This is a genomic window from Azohydromonas aeria (assembly GCF_009760915.1).
Classification (GTDB): domain Bacteria; phylum Pseudomonadota; class Gammaproteobacteria; order Burkholderiales; family Burkholderiaceae_C; genus Azohydromonas; species Azohydromonas aeria.
This window is the reverse complement of the sequence record NZ_VIDQ01000019.1, coordinates 51,076-69,215: the sequence shown is the minus strand read 5'-3', so window position 1 is coordinate 69,215 and position 18,140 is coordinate 51,076. Positions and strand designations below refer to the sequence as shown.

The window sequence follows — 18,140 nt, the reverse complement described above, 5'->3', positions numbered from 1 at the left end:
ATGGCGCGCAGTCCCAAGGTCGCCGCACCCGGCACTTCCGTCCCTCACACCACCGCCCCCGCCGCGCTGCCCGACGAGCTGGAGCAGTGGCTGCACCACCTGGAGGTGGAGCGGCGCCTGGCGCCGCGCAGCCTGGCGCTGTACCGCGACGCGCTGCAGCGCCTGGTGGCGCTCTCCGGCGCCGATGGCGTCGTGCTGCGCCAGGCGCAGCCGCACCACGTGCGCGGCTGGATAGCGGCGCTGCATGCCGGCGGGCTGGCGCCGCGCAGCATCGCGCTGATCCTCTCGGCCTGGCGCGGCCTCTACCGCTGGTGGGGCCAGAACGGCCACGTGGCGCTGAACCCGGTGGCCGGGCTGCGCGCGCCCAAGGCCGGCAAGCCGCTGCCCAAGGCGCTGTCGGTGGAGCAGGCCGTGGCGCTGGCCGAGCACGAGCCCACGGAGGCCGACCCGGCGCTGGCCGCGCGCGACCACTGCATCGTCGAGCTGCTCTACGGCTGCGGGCTGCGCGTGGGCGAGCTCATCGGGCTGGACGTCGGGCCCGGCGAGGGCGCCGCGGGCTGGGTGGACCTGGCAGACGCCACCGTGCACGTGCTGGGCAAGGGCTCCAAGCGCCGCAGCGGCCCGGTGGGCAGCGCGGCGCTGGCGGCGCTGCGGCGCTGGCTGGCGCAGCGCGCGCTGCTGGCCGCGCCCGGCGAGCGCGCGCTGTTCGTGAGCCGGCGTGGGACACGCCTGACCGACTCACAGCTGCGCTCGCGGCTGCGCCGCCAGGCGCTGCAGGCCGGGCTGCCCACGAACGTGCATCCGCACATGCTGCGCCACAGCTACGCCTCGCACCTGCTGCAGTCCAGCGGCGACCTGCGCGCGGTGCAGGAGCTGCTCGGCCACGCCAGCATCTCCACCACCCAGATCTACACGCGCCTGGACTTCCAGCACCTGGCCAAGGTGTACGACGCGGCGCATCCGCGCGCGAAGAAGAAGGAGTGACGGGCTTCACGGCCGTGCAAGTCCCGTGACACCGGGGTGGCGCGGTGCCGGCATGGACAATCCGGCCCCATGAAATCGATCCGAATCCGCGAGGGCAAGGAGCGCTCGCTGCTGCGCAGGCATCCCTGGGTGTTCGAGGGCTCCATCGCCAAGGGCAAGGCCGACCCCGGCGAGACCGTGCGCGTGGAAGGCCCCGACGGCCGCTTCCTGGCCTGGGGCGCCTACAGCCCGAGCTCTTCCATCCGCGTGCGCGCCTGGAGCTTCGACGAGGCCGAGCGCATCGACGCCGCCTTCTTCCAGCGCCGCGTGCAGCAGGCCGTGCAGCTTCGCGGCCGGCTGCCCATCGACAGCGACGGCGTGCGCTTGGTGCACGGCGAGGCCGACGGCCTGCCCGGGCTGGTCGTGGACCGCTACGCCGACGTGCTCAGCGCGCAGTTCCTGGCCACCGGCGTGGAGCGCTGGAAGCCCGTCATCGCCGACGCGCTGCTGCAGGCCACGGGTCTCACGCGCCTGTACGAGCGCTCCGACGTGGGCGTGCGCGGCCTCGAAGGGCTGGAGCCCGCCACCGGCTGGCTGCGCGGGGAAGGGGCCACGGAAGTTACCATCCGCGAGCACGGCTGGCGGCTGACGCTGGACGTGGCGGAAGGGCACAAGACCGGCTACTACCTGGACCAGCGCGACAACCGCCGGCTCTTCGCGCAGTGGGTCGAGCGGCTGGGCGCGCAGCGCGTACTCAACTGCTACAGCTACACCGGCGGCTTCAGCGTGGCGGCGCTGGCCGGCGGCGCGCAGCAGGTGGTCAGCGTGGACTCCTCCGCACCCGCGCTGGCGCGCGCCCGCGCGCACGTGGCGCTCAACGGCTTCGACGAGAGCCGCGCCGAGTTCGTGGATGCTGACGTCAACCAGCACCTGCGCGGCTGCCTGCAGCGCGGCGAGCGCTTCGACGCCATCGTGCTGGACCCGCCCAAGTTCGCGCCGACCGCCGCACATGCCGAGCGCGCCGCGCGTGCCTACAAGGACATCAACCGCCTGGCGCTGATGCTGCTGGCCCCGGGCGGGCTGCTGCTGACCTTCTCCTGCTCCGGCGGCGTGAGCGCGGACCTGTTCCACAAGATCGTGGCCGGCGCCGGCACCGATGCCGGCGTGGACGGCTGCCTGCTGGCGCGGCTGGAAGCCGCCTGCGACCACCCCACCACGCTGGCCTACCCGGAAGGGGAGTACCTCAAGGGGCTGGCGATCTTGAAAAGGTAAGGGCTGAGGGCCGTGTCGCCCGAAAGGGATGCGGGCCGGAGACAGAACTTCGTATCCCGTCAGCACGGGCATCCCGCACCTACTTCGTCATTCCGGCGAAAGCCGGAATCCACGAATGCCGGGGTGCCTCGATGGCCGGCGCCGGCACGTGCCGACGTCAGCCGTTCCACGGCTACGGTGCGCGTGGATTCCGGCTTTCGCCGGAATGACGGATCGGGGTGCGAAGCGTCGTGGCTGACGGGATGCCAGAAGTTGAATCGTTCCCGGACCGCAGTGCGCTTTCGCGGGCATGACGATGCCCTGGCTGGCAGCCTGCCCGTCTCCCGGCATGGGCTGCCTATGACGAGCCCAAATCAAGCCGCGGCTCGAACTTCGCGCGCCGGGCGCTGAAGTACGCGCGCACGTTGCGCACGTTGGCGTCCTGCGTGAACAGGCGCTGCGCCAGCGCCTGGTAGGCGCTCATGCCCGGCACCCACAGCACCAGCACGAAGTCCGGCCCCGAGGCCAGGCGCCAGCACTGCTGCACCGCGGCGTCGGCGGCCACGCGCGCTTCGAAGGCGCCGCGGCTGGCCTCGTCCTGGCGGTCGAGCGTGATCTCGACGATGGCGGTGAGGCTGTCCGGGCGCAGCGCGGGTGCCACCAGCGCCACCACGCGCTCGATGGCGCCGGCCTCCACCAGGCGCCGCACCCGGCGCAGCGCGGTCGCCGGCGAGATGCCGGCGGCCTCGGCCAGCGCCTGGTTCGAGCGCGCAGCGTCCTGCTGCAGCAGGTCGAGCAGTTTCAAGTCGGTATCGTCCAGGTCGATCATTGAGAGCATTCTTTCATTTCAAGCCAGAAAATGAAATAAATTGGCGTCATTTTTAGTTCTTGAAATTATCTACCAATAATTGGCGAAATATGCAAGCACCTTGCGCTGTGCCCGGCGTACCATGCCGTCCACCGAACATCGAGGGAGTTTCAACATGTGTGGCATCGTGGCCGGCGTCGCCGGGCGTGACATCGTTCCTGTGCTGGTGGAAGGTCTCAAGCGGCTGGAATACCGCGGCTATGACTCCTGCGGCGTGGCCGTGCACCAGGGCGGCGAGCTGCGGCGCACGCGCAGCACCGCGCGCGTGGCCGAGCTGGGCACTCAGATTGCGCACGACGGCGTGGCCGGCAGCACCGGCATCGCCCACACGCGCTGGGCCACGCACGGGGCGCCTGCCGAGCACAACGCGCACCCGCACTTCTCGCGCGACCGCATCGCGCTGGTGCACAACGGCATCATCGAGAACCACGAGGAACTGCGCGCCGAGCTGCAGGGCCGCGGCTACGAGTTCGCGAGCCAGACCGACACCGAGGTCATCGCGCACCTGGTGCACCACCTCTACGAGGGCGACCTGTTCGAGGCCGTGCAGCGCGCCACTGCACGGCTGCGCGGCGCCTATGCCATCGCCGTGTTCTGCCGCGACGAGCCGCAGCGCGTGGTGGGGGCGCGCGAGGGCTCGCCGCTGGTGCTGGGCATCGGCGAGGGCGAGAACTTCCTGGCCTCCGACGCCATGGCGCTGGCCGGTGTCACGGACCAGATCGTCTACCTGGAAGAGGGCGACGTGGTGGACCTGCAGCCGGGCAAGAGCTGGATCAGCGCGCGTCAGGCCGACGGCGGCTGGCGCGCGGTGCAGCGCGAAGTGCGCACCGTGCACGCGCACAGCGGTGCGGCCGAGCTGGGCCCGTACCGGCACTACATGCAAAAGGAGATCTTCGAGCAGCCGCGCGCCATCGCCGACACGCTCGAAGGCATCGAGCAGGTCAAGCCCGAGCTCTTCGGCGAAGGCGCGCAGCACGTGTTCAAGGACGTGCGCCAGGTGCTGATCCTGGCCTGCGGCACCAGCTACTACGCCGGCAGCACGGCCAAGTACTGGCTGGAGTCGATTGCCGGCATTCCCACGAACGTCGAGATCGCCAGCGAGTACCGCTACCGCGACAGCGTGCCCGACCCGAAGACGCTGGTGGTGACGATCAGCCAGAGCGGCGAGACGGCCGACACCATCGCCGCGCTCAAGCATGCGCGCGCGCAGGGCATGGAGCACACGCTGACCATCTGCAACGTCGCCACCAGCGCGATGGTGCGCGAGTGCCGATTCGCCTTCCTCACGCACGCCGGCGTGGAGATCGGCGTGGCCTCGACCAAGGCCTTCACGACGCAGCTCGTGGGCCTGTTCCTGCTGACGCTGGCGCTGGCGCAGGTGCGCGGCCGCCTCACGGCCGAGCAGGAGGCCGCGCACCTGCGCAACTTGCGCCACCTGCCCGCCGCGGTGCAGGCGGTGCTGGCGCTGGAGCCGCAGGTCATCGCCTGGAGCGAGGAGTTCGCGCGCAAGGAGAACGCGCTGTTCCTGGGCCGCGGGCTGCACTACCCGGTGGCGCTGGAAGGCGCGCTCAAGCTCAAGGAGATCAGCTACATCCACGCCGAGGCCTACCCGGCGGGCGAGCTCAAGCACGGCCCGCTGGCGCTGGTGACGGCGGCGATGCCGGTGGTCACGGTCGCCCCGAACGACCAGCTGCTGGAGAAGCTCAAGAGCAACCTGCAGGAAGTGCGCGCGCGCGGCGGCGAGCTGTTCGTCTTCGCCGACAGCGACACCCGCATCGAGAACGGCCCGGGCATGCACGTGATCCGCATGCCCGAGCACTACGGCGCGCTCAGCCCGATCCTGCACGTGGTGCCGCTGCAGCTGCTGGCCTACCACACGGCGTGCGCGCGGGGGACGGACGTGGACAAGCCGCGCAACCTGGCCAAGAGCGTGACGGTGGAGTGATCCGCCGCGGCGCCGGCCACCCTCAGGCCGGCGCGCCGCCCCGGGCTGGGCCCGGGCCGCAGCGCCCACCAGCCCCAGCCTCAGCTTGGCCAGCCACGGCGCCATGGCGCCGGGCTCGGGTACCGGCACGGCCAGGCAGGCGGCGGGGCCGCCGGTGTTCGGCGTGTCCCCGGTGCCCACGATCCAGTCGCGCTCGTTGATGTCCTGCACGTCGGCGAAGCCGCGGCCCGATTCGAGTAGCCGAAGGCTTCCCGCGCCGTCGCGGTCGGAGCCCTGCAGGCCGACCTGACCCAGCTCTTTGATGCTGCGGGCGCTGCTGTCGCCGAAGCCGGGCGCGTGCAGCGCCTGCATCACGCTGCGGCGCCGGCATGGGCGCCGGCGACCAGCAGCGACGAGAGGAGAAGAAGCGCCGCCCCTGAGGGAAGGCTCCCGGCGCCGCGGCGCGATCGATGGCCCGGCTCGCATGACCTGCTTCTGCACAGCCGACAGGCTGCGGCGAAGGAGGGTGCGCCGCGAAGGGGCGGGGAAACGGGTGATGCGGGGGGCAACGGGCCTGTTTGGCCGGCGCAAGGGCGTTGGATCAACGCCGGGAACTCTTCACTCCACGTCCAGCCTGCCCCCGCAAGCCGGCGCATTCATGCACCCCCAATAAACCCGCCCCGCGTCCGGCCCGCCGCGCGCCGCGCGCCGCACCATGGCGCCGTGGCACAGCGGGCAGGGCGGCACGGTGTCCTCGAAGTCGGGTTGCACGGGTGCGTGCAGCGGGTCGGCGGCGTCCACGGTGTCCAGGCCGTCGGCCTCGGGGTTCCTGGACAGCGTCAACTCCCGCGCCGCCAGCCGGCGCTGCCAGGCCGAGCCGGCGGCCAGCACCAGGCACAGCAGCGGCACCAGCACCTGGCCGACGCCGGCCGCCTGGTGCAGCGACAGGAAAGCCGCCGCTGCCAGCAGCACGCCAACCCACCACGGCAGCCGTGCCAGGAGGCCGAGAGATGGGGCTGCGGAAGGGTTCTTTTCTTGGGTCATGTTCTGTTGACGGGCGGCGCGAAAGTCGATCCAGCGCGGCGACGGACCCACACTCTAGGAGATGCGCCGCGCCCCGCCGCGGTACGAATTCACCCCCGCCGCACGCAAAGCCCCTTCCTGCGCAATAGGTCACTGCTGCCTTGCGGCATCGGCCGCGTCCAGCACGCGCTGCACCAGCGGGTGCTGCACCTTGCGCTCGGTGCGAAAGGCGAAGTAGCACTGCTCGGCGCCTTCGCAGCGGCCCACGCGGGCCACGTCGTAGTGGCGGCGCAACTCCTCGTCCACCATCTCCACGGCCGGGAACACGCCCAGGCCGCCGGCGCCGAAGGTCTTGAGCAGCGCGCTGTCCTCGAACTCGCCGGCAATGCGCGGCTGGAGACCCTCGCGCTCGAACCAGCGCTCCAGCGCGCCGCGCATGGCCGAATGTCCCGTGGGCAGCAGCACCGGCAGCCGCGCCAGCGAGCGCGGGAAGTCCTCGCGCGCCGCGGCCTGCAGCACCGGCGCGGCGTACCAGGCGATGGTGGAGCGGCCCACGGCCTGGCCGTGGATGCGCAGCCCCGGGTGCGGCGGGGCGGGGTGGTCGGCCAGCACCAGGTCGAGCCGGTGCAGCGCCAGCGCCGCCAGGAGCTCATCGAACTCGCCGTCGTGGCACAGCAGCCGCAGGTCGGGCTGCGCCAGCGCCGGCTGCAGCAGGTGGTGCACGACCAGCTTGGGCAGCCCGTCGCACAGGCCCACGTGCAGCCGCACCGAGGGCGTGCCGGCGGCCTCGCGCACCAGCGCGGGCAACTGCGCGCCCAGCGCGAAGATCTGCTCGGCCTGGCGCAGCGCGGCCTGTCCGGCCTCGGTCAGCGCCAGTCCGCGGCCCTGCGGGCGCAGCAGCGTGTGGCCGAGCGCGCGCTCGAGCTCGCGCACCTGGGCGCTGACGGTCTGCACCGCCACGCCCAGCCGCGCCGCCGCGCGCGCCATGCCGCCCTCCTGCGCCACGACCCAGAAATAGTGCAAGTGCCGGTAGCTGAAGTCCGGAGCCATGGGTTCCTCAGGTTTTTGTGGAAGGTGGCTCTGTGATCGGCTGCTTTTATGGAAGGTTCCCGCCGCCTACCTTGCACCCCGTGCCCGCCATCGCGGCGGGCACCCGGTCCACGGCAACCAGTCTTCACGCAAGGAGCGTTCTTCATGCGCAGCTACCCGCACAACAGCCCCCAGGCCGCCGCCCGCATCGTGGCGCTGACCATGCTGGCCGACGGGAACCTCTCCCACGACGAGTTCATGGCGATGGAGCAGCAGCAGATGGCGGCACAGCTCGGGCTGCTGCCCTCGGAGCTGATGGAGGTGCTGTACGACTGCTGCGAGGATCTGCAGTCCTCGCCCTGGATGACCTGGGACGAGGTCTGCCGCGTCAGCCAGGCGACGCTGACCGGCCTGCTCGACGAGGTCAGTGACCCCGTGCTGCAGCAGCGCGTGCTGCAGTGCTGCGAGCAGCTGGCCGAGGCCGACAGCCACGTCGCCGAGGGCGAGGCCGTGCTGCTGGCCACGGTCGCCGCCTGGTGGAACCTGCCCCACGTGCTGCCGCGCCCTGACTGGGTCGAAGCGCCGCGCGCCGCGGCCTGACTCACTGCTGAAGCCCGCACCGCCCGGTGCACTGGCCCGGGCGGCGCGGACAGCGCCTTCGCCACCCCCTTCAACACTTCCCGATACCTGCCCCTGGAAACCCTGAATGGAATTCCTTCACACCCCGTTCCTGACCCAGCCGCTGTGGCTGTGGCTGAGCTTCCTGACCATCGTGGTGCTGCTGCTGGCGCTGGACCTGGGCGTGCTGCACCGTGACGACCGCGAGATCGACGTGCGCGAGAGCCTGTGGCTGTCGGCCGGCTACATCGGGGTGGCCCTGATCTTCGGCGCCTGGATCTGGCACCAGCTCGGCGCGCAGTCCGGCACGGAGTACTTCACCGGCTACCTGATCGAGAAGTCGCTGTCGATGGACAACGTCTTCGTGATCGCGCTGATCTTCGGCTTCTTCGCCGTGCCGCGTAAGTACCAGCACCGCGTGCTGTTCTGGGGCATCCTGGGCGTGATCGTGCTGCGCGCGCTCATGATCGGTCTGGGCGCGGCGCTGGTGACGCAGTTCAGCTGGGTGCTGTACCTGTTCGGCGCCTTCCTGGTGCTCACCGGCATCAAGATGCTGTGGATGAGCGCCTCCCAGCCGATGGACCTGGCGGGCAACCCGCTGCTCAAGTTCCTGCGCCGCCGCATGCGCGTGACGAACGAGCTGCACGGCCACGACTTCTTCGTGCGCCGCCCGCACCCGGTGAGCGGCCAGCCGGTGCTGTGGGCCACGCCGCTGTTCCTGGCGCTGTGCATGGTCGAGTTCGCCGACCTGGTGTTCGCGGTGGACTCGGTGCCGGCGATCTTCGCCATCACCACCGACCCCTTCATCGTCTACACCAGCAACATCTTCGCGATCCTGGGCCTGCGCGCGCTGTACTTCGCGCTGGCGGCGATGATCCACCGCTTCGCCTACCTGAAGTACGCGCTGGCGCTGGTGCTGGTGTTCATCGGCAGCAAGATCTTCCTGGTCAACATCATCGGCAAGATCCCGCCCGTGATCAGCCTGTCGGTGACGGGCGCGCTCATCGCCGGCGGCGTGCTGGTGTCGCTGTGGAAGACGCGCGAGCAGGCGACCACGGCGGCGGACGACGAGTCGGACGAGCGCCTGGCCCGATCGGCCGAGCCGGCGCGCCAGCCGTGACGGCCGCGGCGGCCGCCAGGGGTGCCGCCGCGCGGTGCTGAAGCCGAAGCAACCGCGCCCTCCCGGACGACGCCGGGAGGGCGCGGGTCTTCTGGGCAGCGGGGAAAGGCCGGATCAGCGCTTGGCGGCCAGAGAAGCGGCGTGGCGGGCCGACTCGTCCCGGATGTGGTTCAGGAAGTAGCGCAGGTAGAAGCCGCCCAGGCCCAGCGTGAGGGCAATCACGCCCACGCTCATCAGGCCGTAGTCGGTGGTCAGCAGATCCTTCAGTGCATGCATGGCGTCCTCCTGGAAGTCATTCGGTGTTCGATGCCGCTATCTGACTCCCGGGGCACCAGGCGCGATTTGCGCAGGCTCAAAACCGGCTCCGGACGCCTTTGAGCCAGCGCAAGCGCCGGTGCGCCCGCACCGGCCGCCGCGCTGCCTACACTGCGAGTCCCCTGATTCGACGGAGGAGCAAGCCATGAAATTCGAGACCCTGGCCGTGCACGGCGGCTACAGCCCGGACCCGACCACCAAGGCGGTGGCGGTGCCGATCTACCAGACCACGGCCTACGCTTTCGACGACACGCAGCACGGTGCCGACCTGTTCGACCTGAAGGTGACGGGCAACATCTACACCCGCATCATGAATCCGACCACCGCGGTGCTGGAGCAGCGCATCGCGGCCCTGGAAGGCGGCATCGGCGCGCTGGCGGTGGCCTCGGGGATGGCGGCCATCAGCTACGCCATCCAGACGATTGCCGAGGCCGGCGACAACATCGTCTCCTCCTCCACGCTCTACGGCGGCACCTACAACCTGTTCGCGCACACGCTGCCGCTCTCGGGCATCAACGTGCGCTTCGCCGACCCGCGCGACCCGGCTGCCTTCGAGCCGCTCATCGACGAGCGCACCAAGGCCATCTTCTGCGAGTCCATCGGCAACCCGCTGGGCAACGTCACCGACTTCAAGGCGCTGGCCGACATCGCGCACCGCCACGGCGTGCCGCTGATCGTGGACAACACCGTGCCCACGCCGTTCCTGTGCCGGCCCTTCGAGCATGGCGCCGACATCGTGGTGCACTCGCTCACGAAGTACCTCGGCGGCCACGGCAACTCCATCGGCGGCGCGATCGTGGACTCGGGCCGCTTCCCCTGGGCCCAGCACGCGCAGCGCTTCAAGCGCCTCAACGAGCCCGACGTGAGCTACCACGGCGTGGTCTACACCCAGGCGCTGGGTGATGCGGCCTACATCGGCCGCGCGCGCGTGGTGCCGCTGCGCAACACGGGCGCGGCGCTGAGCCCGTTCAACGCCTTCCTGATCCTGCAGGGCATCGAGACGGTGTCGCTGCGCATGGAGCGCATCTGCGACAACACGCTCGCCATCGCGCAGCACCTGAAGGCGCATCCGAAGGTGAAGTGGGTCAACTACGCGGGCCTGCCCGACCATGCCGACCACGAGCTGGTGCAGCGCTACATGGGCGGGCGCGCCTCCGGCATCCTGACCTTCGGCGTGCAGGGCGGCATCGAGGGCGGGGCGCGCTTCCAGGACGCCCTGAAGCTCGTGACGCGGCTGGTCAACATCGGCGACGCCAAGTCGCTGGCCTGCCACCCGGCCTCGACCACGCACCGCCAGCTCTCGCCCGAGGAGCTGGCCAAGGCCGGCGTGACGGTGGACACGGTGCGGCTGTCCATCGGCATCGAGCACATCGACGACCTCAAGGCCGACATCGACCAGGCGCTGGCGGCGGTGTGAGGCGGTGCCGGGGGCTTGTGCGCCGGCCGCATGAGGCCCCCGCGAATTCCGCACGCTTCATTGCAGCCGCGTAAGAGACGATTCGAGCCCTGCGCCGGCGCGGCGCGGGCACCCCTCATGCCGTGGCGGCTGCCGGAGGTGCCGCATGAAGCTGATCGAACCGTTGCTGCAGGGAGTGACCGTTGCCATCGCCGCCACCGCGCTGGGCGGCGCGGCGCAGGCGGCCGAGGAGGCGCCGCGCTACCGGGTGCAGAACCTGGGCACGCTGGGCCTGCCGCGCAGCGCCAGCGTAGGAGTGGACATCAACGACGCCGGGCTCATTGCCGGCACCGTGCTCGATGGCACGTCGCGCACACGCCAGGCCGTGCTGGGGCCCGGTCGCGATGGCCTGCGCGGCCTGGGCACGCTGGGCGGGCGCTGGAGCGAGGCCACCGGGCTCAACGCGCGCGGCGACGTCGCGGGCTGGTCGCTCGACGCCGCGGGCAACCAGCGCCCGGTGCTGTGGAGCGGCGGGCGCTGGACCGACCTGGCCGCGCCCTTCGGCAGCTTCGTCCAGGGCGTGGCCAATGCCGTCAACGACGCGGGCCAGGCCACGGGGCAGCTCAGCGGCCACACGCTGTACTTCGACGGCACCGCCAGCCGCGAGCTGCGCATCGGCGGCACCAGCGAGGGGCTGGACCTCAACAACCGCGGCGTGGTCGTCGGCGGCGCGGTGATGCCGGGAGACGTGGTGCGCCGCCCCTTCGTGTGGGAGGACGGCCGCGCCACGCTGCTGCCCTCGCTGGGCGGCACCTTCGGCCAGGCGCAGGCCGTCAACGACGCGGGGCAGGTGGTGGGCTACAGCTACAGCGCCGGCGGCGAGCTGCTGCCGTTCCTCTACAGCGGCGGCGCCATGACGGCGCTGGCCGACGGGGGCTTCGGGCAGGCCTTCGACATCAACGAGCGCGGCTGGGTCGTGGGCGAGCAGGATCTGGCCGCCTTCCTGTGGCGCGAGGGCACGCGCTGGGACCTCAACACGCTCGTGGCGCCCGACCAGGCCGGGCGCTGGACGCTGCTGTCGGCGCAGGGCATCAACGACGGCGGCGCGATCGTGGGCTACGGCCTCTACCACGGCGCGCTGCGCGGCTTCGTCGCCACGCCGGTGCCCGAGCCGGGGCAGTGGGCGCTGCTGCTGGCGGGGCTGGGCGTGCTGGGCGCGGCGGCGCGGCGGCGGCGAGCGCGCTGAGTGAGCTGAGCACGGCGCCGGAGTGAGCACCTCGAACGGCGCCTGAAACAGCCCCGAAACGGCGCCGGGCCCGCGAGGGGCCCGGCCGGGGAGAGGGTGTGAAGCGCCGCTGCGCGCTCAGCGTGCGGCCTGCTGCGCCGGCGCCTCGGCGCGGATCTGGATGGCACGCGGTGCCTGCACGTTCTGCAGCACCTCGGCGGGGGCCGTTTCCGGCTCGCGCCTGGGCACCTCGCACGAGCCCTTTTCCAGCAGCGGGACGAGCGCGGGCGCCAGCGACTTCATCAGCTGCGACGGCAGCGCGCTGGTGAACTTGTACTTCGCGGCGTCGGGCTCCTGGACGTAGGCCATCATGGTGCCGAAGTAGCGGTCGCCGATGACGAACATGAAGGTGGCCGAGCGGCTGATCACGCGCGAGGACAGCATCTGCCCGTAGCGGCCGAAGCTCTCCTTGCGGTGGTCGCCGGTGCCGGTCTTGCCGCCGATGGGCACGACGCTGCCGTCGGCCAGCTTGAGCACGCCGTTGAGCCGGCGCGCCGTGCCGTTGGCCACCACGTCGAAGGCGGCGCGCCGCGCCGTGAAGGCCACCTCCTCGGGCAGCACGCGCTCCAGCGCGTTGCCGCGCAGCGCCAGCCGCGTCTCGTAGGGCGTGCCGGCGGCGAAGTGCAGCTCCTCGATGCGCGCGGCGCCCTGGCGCACGCCGCCGTTGGCCAGGATGCCCATGAACTCCGCCAGCGCCGCGGGTCGGTCGCCCGAGGCGCCCAGCGCCGAGGCGTAGGAGGGCGTGAGCGATTCGAAGGGGTAGCCCAGGCGCTTCCAGCGGCGGTGGATGTCGAGGAAGGCCTCGATCTCCAGCAGGTTGCGGATGCGCACGTCCTGCGCGCCGCGGTACCTGGTCTTGAACAGCCAGGCGTAGACCTCCTGGCGCTCCTTGGCGCTGGCCTCGACGGCCTGGGTGAAGGTGCCTTCGGGATGCATGCGCAACCAGCCCACCAGCCACAGCTCCAGCGGGTGCACGCTGGCAACGTAGCCGCGGTCGTGCAGCGACATGCGCGCGGGGTCGTAGGTGTCGTAGAGCTTGCGCAGCTCGCGGTCGGTGTAGTCGGGCATCTCGCCTTCGAGGCGCTGCACCAGGAAGTCGGAGAGGTCCTGCATGCTGGCCTGGGGCTCGATGGTGCGTAGCACCGCGGTGAGCTTCGGGGGCGTCTCGCGCACGCCCTGCAGCAGCGTCTCGCGCGCCTGCGCCCAGTCCTTGCCCTGGTACTTGCGCCAGAAGCGCAGCAGGTAGGCCTGGCCTTCCTTGTCGGCGAAGCGCTGCAGGTACTCGCGCCGCTGCGGGCTGTCCGGGTCGGTGAACAGCGCCGGGTCGGTGGTGGGCGAGTTGTACATGACGTGCCAGACCACGTCGCGCATGAGCCGGATGAAGGGCAGGTTGACCGAGTGCCGCATCGCCTCGGCCACGGTCATGATGCGGCCGTTGTCGTTGGGCTCGAAGTTGGCGAAGTAGTGCAGCCCGCCGCCGGTGAAGAAGCCTTCGCCCGGGCCGGCCGAGTACTTGCGCAGCATCGCCGCGTCGAGCATGGGCTGCAGCGCGCGCTCGCCGGTGCGCATCAGGTACTCGCGCGCCCAGCGCCCGATGTGGTCGCGCTCGTGCGGCTGCAGCGCCGCCAGCTCGATCGGGTCGAGCTTGCCCCAGCGCTCGTGCAGCTCGGCCACCATCTCCAGGTAGGTCACCAGCGTGCGCAGCTTGGAGGTGGAGCCCAGGTCCAGCCGTGCGCCCTCGTTGATGTCGAAGGGCTGGTCCCAGTTGTCGGTCTGCACGCGCAGCCGGTTCACGCCCTCGCCGCGCTCGAAGAGCGTGAAGCTGAAGACGAGCTTGCTCGGGTCGTCGCCCTCCTTGAGCAGGTGGTGGCCGTAGAGCCCGGCCGCGCGCGCGCCTTCGGGCGTGCGCAGTCCGCGCAGCAGCTCGGTGGCGGTGCGCTGCACGGGCGTGTCGAGCGTGGCGCTGGCGCGCACGTCGATGCGGTCGAGGTCGTAGGCGCGCGGCACGTCGAGCATGGCCGACAGCCGCGTGCGCACGGCCGTGGCGGCCTTGCGGTCCACGAAGCTCTGCTGCGGCGCGCGCGCCACCGGCTGCGGCGAGAGTTCCAGCTTGATCGCCAGCGCCGCGTCGCGCAGCGCCGGGCTGATCAGCCCGGCATCGGTGAGCAGCCGCAGGTAGCTGTTGGTGAGCTCGTCGAGGTTGGTGTCGGCGTCGAGCAGGTAGTGCGAGGGGCGGCGCTGCGAGATCATCAGCGACAGCGCCTGCTTGAAGGCCAGTGCCTGCTGCGCCTGAAGATCCGGGCGCGGCAGCTCGCCGCTGTCGGTGAGCAGTTGGTTGACCTCCTCGAAGTCGCGTCCGTACCAGGCCCACATCCCGTCGCCCAGGCCGTTGACCTCGCCGAAGCCGGCCTTGGCCGCCAGCGGCACGGTGTTGATGTAGTCGGTGACGATCTGCCTGCGCCGCTCCAGCGTGTCCGGGCCGTCCAGGTAGGCGCGCAGCGAGGCCGAGGCCATCTGGCGCAGCTTGTCCTTCACGCCCTCGGTGCGGCCTTCGGGCGAGTGGCGGTACTTCTCGATCTGCGTGGCCAGCGTGCTGCCGCCGGGCGAGCGCCCGGAGTCGCCCACCAGGCGCATGCCCATCGACACCGCAGCCTTGCCGAAGCGGTCCCATTCCACGGCCGGGTTGCGCTGCGGCGTGTTGGCGTCGAGCAGCTCGCGGTTCTCGATGAACAGCAGCGCCTGCACCAGCAGCGGCGGCACGGCGTCGAAGCCCGGGTACACGCGCTGCGGGTAGCGCGCGGCGAACATCGACTCGCCGCGGCAGTCCACCAAGTCCAGCCCGCCCTGGTTCTTCTCGTGGTAGGTGGGGAACACGCCGTGGTCGGCCAGGCTGACCATGCGCGGCGACATGCGCGCCTGCGACTGCACCGCGTAGCCCTGGCGCTGCAGCCGGTCGATGAACATGGGCAACTGCGTGTAGCCCAGGCGCAGGTCGTACGGGCCTTCGCCGGGATAGCGCACCTGGTCGGTGGCGCCGGGCTGCACTTCGAAGCCCAGCTCGCCGGCGACCTTGGAGATCTGTCGCGCCTGCCATCGGGAGGTCTGGACTTCCTCGATCAGCGCATACGCGGCTGCTGCGACAGCCGCGATCCCCACGCCCGGCACCACGAGGCGGCCGAGCTTTCGCCATGAGAGGAAGGGCTTCAAGGCAGCACAACTTCAGTGAGGTTGGCACTCACGATACTGCGAACCGTGACCTATTCCACGCCCATTCAGGTTGTCCGGACTTTGGTGTGGGAGCGTACCAACGAGGGTTGTCCCGGCCTTTCCTGGGCGTCCTGGGAATGGGCCTTGCCAAGCCGCGGGTCTTGTCCGGGATACCCCCGTGCGACGGGCTTTTTCCGCTCTTGCGGCGCGAGCCCGGCGCGCATTTCGAGCCTCTCGTGGAAGCCCCCCTGCGTGCGATGCTGCGCCCCATGGACCCCCTCGTGATCGCCCACCGCGGGGCCAGCGGATGCCGGCCCGAGCACACCCTGGCGGCCTATGCGCTGGCCATCGAACAGGGGGCCGACTTCATCGAGCCCGACCTGGTCAGCACCCGTGACGGGGTGCTGGTGGCGCGCCACGAGAACGCGCTGGCGCTGCTCCACCCCGACGGCTCGCTGCGCGAGGCCACCACCGACGTGGCCGACCGTCCCGAATTTGCCGCGCGCTGCCGCAAGAAATCCATCGACGGCCACGCCCGCATCGGCTGGTTCACCGAGGACTTCACCTGGGCCGAGCTGCAGACGCTGCGCGCGCGCGAGCGGCTGCCCGCGCTGCGCGGCACGGCCTTCGACGACCGCTTCGCCGTGCCCAGCCTTGACCAGATCCTGTCGCTGCTGGCCGAGGTCAACGCGCACCGCCCCGGGCGCCCGGTGGGGCTCTACCCGGAGACCAAGCACCCGAGCCATTTCCAGTCCCTGGGCCTGGCGCTGGAGCCGCCGCTGGTGCGCGCGCTGCACGGCGCGGGGCTGCGCGGGCCGCGCGCGCCGGTGTTCATCCAGTCCTTTGAGGTCGCCAACCTGCGCGCGCTGCGCGAGATGACGGAGCTGCCGCTGGTGCAGCTCGTCGAGCCCGGCGGGGCGCCCCGGGACTTCACGCTGAGCGGCGACCAGCGCCGCTACGCCGACCTGCTCACGCCCGCCGGTCTCGGCGAGGTCGCCCGCTACGCGCAGGCCCTCGGCGTGCATGCCGACCTCGTCATCCCGCGCCGCCTGGGCGGCGTGCTCGGCACGCCCACGCCGCTGGTGGCGCGGGCGCACGCCGCCGGGCTGCAGGTCCATGCCTGGACCTTCCGCGCCGAGAACCGCTTCCTGCCCGCGCAGTTCTGGCGCGGCACGGACCCGGCCGCGCACGGCGACCTCGCCGGCTGCCTGGACGCCTTCCTCGACGCCGGCCTGGACGGCTTCTTCACCGACCACCCGGCGCAGGGCCGCGCCGCCGTGCAGGCCCGCGCCGCGCGCCGGGGCTGAAGCCGCCATGGAAGCGCTGCGCGGACTGGCCCTGCTGCTGCTGCTGCAGGCGCTGGGCGAAGCCCTGGCGCGCGGCTTTCAGCTGCCGCTGCCCGGGCCGGTGCTGGGGCTGGCGCTGCTGCTCGTGGCGCTGCGCGTCGAGGCGCTGCGCGCGCCGGTGGCGGCGGCGGCGGAAGCGCTGCTGGCGCACCTGTCGCTGCTGTTCGTGCCGGTGGGCGTGGGCGTGATCACGCACCTGGCGCTGCTGTCGCAGTACGGCTGGAAGCTGCTGCTGGCCATCGTGCTGTCCACCTGGGTGGGCATGGCCGTGACGGCGCTGGTGCTGCGCGCGCTGCTGGCGCGCTCGGCCGGCGCCGGCGACGCGCCGTCGGCGACCGACAAGGAGGACTGACGTCATGGCCGACTTCGTGCAGCTCTGGGTCTACATGGCCTCCACGCCGCTGTTCGGGCTCACCGCCACGCTCGTGACCTACGTGCTGGCGCAGGCCTTCTACGCCCGCGTGGGCCACGCGCCGTGGGCGAACCCGGTGCTGTGGTCGGTGGCGATGCTGGGCCTGCTGCTGCTGGCCACGCGCACGCCGTATCCCGCGTACTTCGCCGGCGCGCAGTTCGTGCACGTGCTGCTGGGGCCGGCGGTGGTGGCGCTGGGCTGGCCGCTGTGGCTGCGGCGCGAGGCGCTGCGCCGCCGCGGCGCGGCGCTGGTGCTGGCGGCGCTGGCGGGAGGCACGGCGGCCGCGGGCAGCGCGCTGGCCCTGGGCTGGGCGCTGGGGCTGCCGGCGGACGTGCTGCGCTCGCTGGCGCCGAAGTCCGTGACCGCGCCGGTGGCCATGGGCATCGCCGAGCGCCTGGGCGGCATCCCGGCGCTGGCGGCGCTGTTCGCGGTGCTCACCGGCATGGTGGGCGCGCTGTCGGCCAAGTACCTCTTCGACGGCCTGGGCGTGCGCGACTGGGCCGTGCGTGGCTTCGCGCTGGGCACGGCCGCGCACGGCATTGGCGCGGCGCGTGCCCTGCAGGTGCACCCCGACGCCGGCGCCTACGCCGGCATGGCGCTGGGGCTGCAGGTGCTGCTGGCAGCGCTGCTGATGCCGCTGGCGGCGCGCTTCCTGGGCTGACCTTCGTTCCGCCACCGCCTTGGTGATTTGTTCGGCGGCATGTCAAAAATGTCCGTGAAATGTTCTGGCATGTTTGAAACCAGATAGTGAAATATTCGCTGGGCCCCGTCAGCGCCGCATCGCCCCGAGCTTGCGCCGCACGAAGCGCCACAGCGTGAAGGTGAGTCCCAGGGCCAGCGCCACGCCCAGCGCCAGCACGCCGAAGAGGGCGAGCGGATGCGCCCACGACAGCCACAGCAGCCCCGGCACGGCGGCGTCGCCGGCCAGGGACAGGGCGAGGTTGGAGAAGGGCTCCGGCGAGGTGTTCACCGCCGCGCGCGTGCTGGCCTTGCCGGCGTGCGCCGTGGCGGCCAGCGTGCCGCCGGCCAGGGCGGCGATCACGGCCCAGCTGGCCGTGTCGGTGCCGGTGGCGCCGGACAGCGCCCCCGCGGCCAGCGCGGCGCCGGCCGGGATGCGAATGAAGGTGTGGACGGCGTCCCAGAGCGAGTCCACCGCCGGCACCTTGTCGGCGATGAACTCCAGTAGCAGCATCACGCCCGCCGCGCCCAGCACCAGCGGCGACTGCAGCACCTGCAGTCCTGGCGGCAGGGTGACCCACTGCAGCCAGCCCGCCAGCCCGGTGAGGAACACCGCGGCATAGAGCCGCATGCCGCTGGCCCAGCCCAGCGCCGCGGCCAGGGCCGCGAGCTGCGTCAGGTCCTGCGGCGCGGCGGCGTTCATGA

At 71.7% G+C, this 18,140-nt stretch carries 16 protein-coding genes; 10 read left to right on the top strand and 6 right to left on the bottom strand.

What is annotated here, in order from left to right; translation table 11 throughout:
• Together FJ694_RS13720 and FJ694_RS13715 are read left to right on the top strand one after the other, a co-directional pair.
• The gene (locus FJ694_RS13720) at positions 1-984 is read left to right on the top strand and encodes a tyrosine recombinase XerC (RefSeq protein ID WP_157267798.1); all 984 of its coding nucleotides are present in this window, start codon (positions 1-3) and stop codon (positions 982-984) included.
• A gap of 69 nt (positions 985-1,053) precedes the next feature.
• Positions 1,054-2,235, top strand: coding sequence for a class I SAM-dependent rRNA methyltransferase (locus FJ694_RS13715; RefSeq protein ID WP_157267797.1), 1,182 nt, complete (start codon positions 1,054-1,056; stop codon positions 2,233-2,235).
• 337 nt (positions 2,236-2,572) lie between these two features.
• On the opposite strand, the gene FJ694_RS13710 is transcribed toward FJ694_RS13715, so the two are convergent.
• Entirely contained in the window at positions 2,573-3,052 is a 480-nt protein-coding gene (locus FJ694_RS13710) for an Lrp/AsnC family transcriptional regulator (protein WP_157267796.1), read from the bottom strand.
• A 145-nt stretch (positions 3,053-3,197) separates the two neighbouring features.
• Here FJ694_RS13710 and glmS point away from each other — a divergent pair, with 145 nt between their 5' ends.
• Positions 3,198-5,027: a glutamine--fructose-6-phosphate transaminase (isomerizing) gene (gene glmS, locus FJ694_RS13705; RefSeq protein ID WP_157267795.1), complete on the top strand. Its 1,830-nt coding sequence runs from the start codon at positions 3,198-3,200 to the stop codon at positions 5,025-5,027.
• Between the two features lie 597 nt (positions 5,028-5,624).
• Here the strand turns inward: glmS and FJ694_RS13700 are convergent.
• Together FJ694_RS13700 and FJ694_RS13695 are read right to left on the bottom strand one after the other, a co-directional pair.
• On the bottom strand, positions 5,625-6,050 hold the full coding sequence (locus tag FJ694_RS13700; protein WP_157267794.1) for a hypothetical protein: 426 nt from the start codon (positions 6,048-6,050) through the stop codon (positions 5,625-5,627).
• A gap of 129 nt (positions 6,051-6,179) precedes the next feature.
• On the bottom strand, positions 6,180-7,079 hold the full coding sequence (locus FJ694_RS13695) for a LysR family transcriptional regulator (protein ID WP_157267793.1): 900 nt from the start codon (positions 7,077-7,079) through the stop codon (positions 6,180-6,182).
• A 144-nt stretch (positions 7,080-7,223) separates the two neighbouring features.
• Here FJ694_RS13695 and FJ694_RS13690 point away from each other — a divergent pair, with 144 nt between their 5' ends.
• Together FJ694_RS13690 and FJ694_RS13685 are read left to right on the top strand one after the other, a co-directional pair.
• On the top strand, positions 7,224-7,658 hold the full coding sequence (locus FJ694_RS13690) for a TerB family tellurite resistance protein (RefSeq protein ID WP_157267792.1): 435 nt from the start codon (positions 7,224-7,226) through the stop codon (positions 7,656-7,658).
• Positions 7,659-7,764: 106 nt separating this feature from the next.
• Entirely contained in the window at positions 7,765-8,796 is a 1,032-nt protein-coding gene (locus FJ694_RS13685) for a TerC family protein (protein WP_157267791.1), read from the top strand.
• Between the two features lie 114 nt (positions 8,797-8,910).
• Here FJ694_RS13685 and FJ694_RS13680 read toward each other — a convergent pair whose 3' ends face one another.
• Positions 8,911-9,072: a DUF3149 domain-containing protein gene (locus FJ694_RS13680; RefSeq protein ID WP_157267790.1), complete on the bottom strand. Its 162-nt coding sequence runs from the start codon at positions 9,070-9,072 to the stop codon at positions 8,911-8,913.
• 184 nt (positions 9,073-9,256) lie between these two features.
• Here FJ694_RS13680 and FJ694_RS13675 point away from each other — a divergent pair, with 184 nt between their 5' ends.
• Positions 9,257-10,528, top strand: coding sequence for an O-acetylhomoserine aminocarboxypropyltransferase/cysteine synthase family protein (locus FJ694_RS13675; protein WP_157267789.1), 1,272 nt, complete (start codon positions 9,257-9,259; stop codon positions 10,526-10,528).
• Between the two features lie 145 nt (positions 10,529-10,673).
• The gene (locus FJ694_RS13670; RefSeq protein WP_157267840.1) at positions 10,674-11,753 is read left to right on the top strand and encodes an HAF repeat-containing PEP-CTERM protein; all 1,080 of its coding nucleotides are present in this window, start codon (positions 10,674-10,676) and stop codon (positions 11,751-11,753) included.
• A gap of 117 nt (positions 11,754-11,870) precedes the next feature.
• On the opposite strand, the gene FJ694_RS13665 is transcribed toward FJ694_RS13670, so the two are convergent.
• Positions 11,871-14,999: a transglycosylase domain-containing protein gene (locus FJ694_RS13665; protein WP_198320824.1), complete on the bottom strand. Its 3,129-nt coding sequence runs from the start codon at positions 14,997-14,999 to the stop codon at positions 11,871-11,873.
• Positions 15,000-15,235: 236 nt separating this feature from the next.
• Between FJ694_RS13665 and FJ694_RS13660 the strand changes: the two genes are divergently transcribed.
• Genes FJ694_RS13660 through FJ694_RS13650 form a run of 3 tightly spaced genes read left to right on the top strand, consistent with a single transcriptional unit; the run spans position 15,236 to position 17,418 of the window.
• A complete protein-coding gene (locus tag FJ694_RS13660) occupies positions 15,236-16,306 on the top strand; it encodes a glycerophosphodiester phosphodiesterase (RefSeq protein ID WP_232540018.1) in 1,071 nt (356 codons plus the stop codon).
• 7 nt (positions 16,307-16,313) lie between these two features.
• Complete coding sequence (locus FJ694_RS13655; protein ID WP_157267788.1) at positions 16,314-16,697, top strand: CidA/LrgA family protein; 384 nt, start codon at positions 16,314-16,316, stop codon at positions 16,695-16,697.
• Between the two features lie 4 nt (positions 16,698-16,701).
• Positions 16,702-17,418 (top strand): LrgB family protein, encoded by a 717-nt coding sequence (locus FJ694_RS13650; RefSeq protein ID WP_157267787.1) that lies wholly within the window; start codon positions 16,702-16,704, stop codon positions 17,416-17,418.
• 108 nt (positions 17,419-17,526) lie between these two features.
• On the opposite strand, the gene FJ694_RS13645 is transcribed toward FJ694_RS13650, so the two are convergent.
• A complete protein-coding gene (locus FJ694_RS13645) occupies positions 17,527-18,138 on the bottom strand; it encodes a DUF4126 domain-containing protein (protein WP_157267786.1) in 612 nt (203 codons plus the stop codon).
• Between the last annotated feature and the right edge of the window lie 2 nt (positions 18,139-18,140).

Bases quoted from the DNA above. Each gene is read 5' to 3' on its own strand.
- FJ694_RS13720 (WP_157267798.1), top strand. From the start codon at position 1: ATGGCGCGCAGTCCCAAGGTCGCCGCACCCGGCACTTCCGTCCCTCAC.
- FJ694_RS13715 (WP_157267797.1), top strand. From the start codon at position 1,054: ATGAAATCGATCCGAATCCGCGAGGGCAAGGAGCGCTCGCTGCTGCGC.
- FJ694_RS13710 (WP_157267796.1), bottom strand. From the start codon at position 3,052: ATGCTCTCAATGATCGACCTGGACGATACCGACTTGAAACTGCTCGAC.
- glmS (WP_157267795.1), top strand. From the start codon at position 3,198: ATGTGTGGCATCGTGGCCGGCGTCGCCGGGCGTGACATCGTTCCTGTG.
- FJ694_RS13700 (WP_157267794.1), bottom strand. From the start codon at position 6,050: ATGACCCAAGAAAAGAACCCTTCCGCAGCCCCATCTCTCGGCCTCCTG.
- FJ694_RS13695 (WP_157267793.1), bottom strand. From the start codon at position 7,079: ATGGCTCCGGACTTCAGCTACCGGCACTTGCACTATTTCTGGGTCGTG.
- FJ694_RS13690 (WP_157267792.1), top strand. From the start codon at position 7,224: ATGCGCAGCTACCCGCACAACAGCCCCCAGGCCGCCGCCCGCATCGTG.
- FJ694_RS13685 (WP_157267791.1), top strand. From the start codon at position 7,765: ATGGAATTCCTTCACACCCCGTTCCTGACCCAGCCGCTGTGGCTGTGG.
- FJ694_RS13680 (WP_157267790.1), bottom strand. From the start codon at position 9,072: ATGCATGCACTGAAGGATCTGCTGACCACCGACTACGGCCTGATGAGC.
- FJ694_RS13675 (WP_157267789.1), top strand. From the start codon at position 9,257: ATGAAATTCGAGACCCTGGCCGTGCACGGCGGCTACAGCCCGGACCCG.
- FJ694_RS13670 (WP_157267840.1), top strand. From the start codon at position 10,674: ATGAAGCTGATCGAACCGTTGCTGCAGGGAGTGACCGTTGCCATCGCC.
- FJ694_RS13655 (WP_157267788.1), top strand. From the start codon at position 16,314: ATGGAAGCGCTGCGCGGACTGGCCCTGCTGCTGCTGCTGCAGGCGCTG.
- FJ694_RS13650 (WP_157267787.1), top strand. From the start codon at position 16,702: ATGGCCGACTTCGTGCAGCTCTGGGTCTACATGGCCTCCACGCCGCTG.
- FJ694_RS13645 (WP_157267786.1), bottom strand. From the start codon at position 18,138: ATGAACGCCGCCGCGCCGCAGGACCTGACGCAGCTCGCGGCCCTGGCC.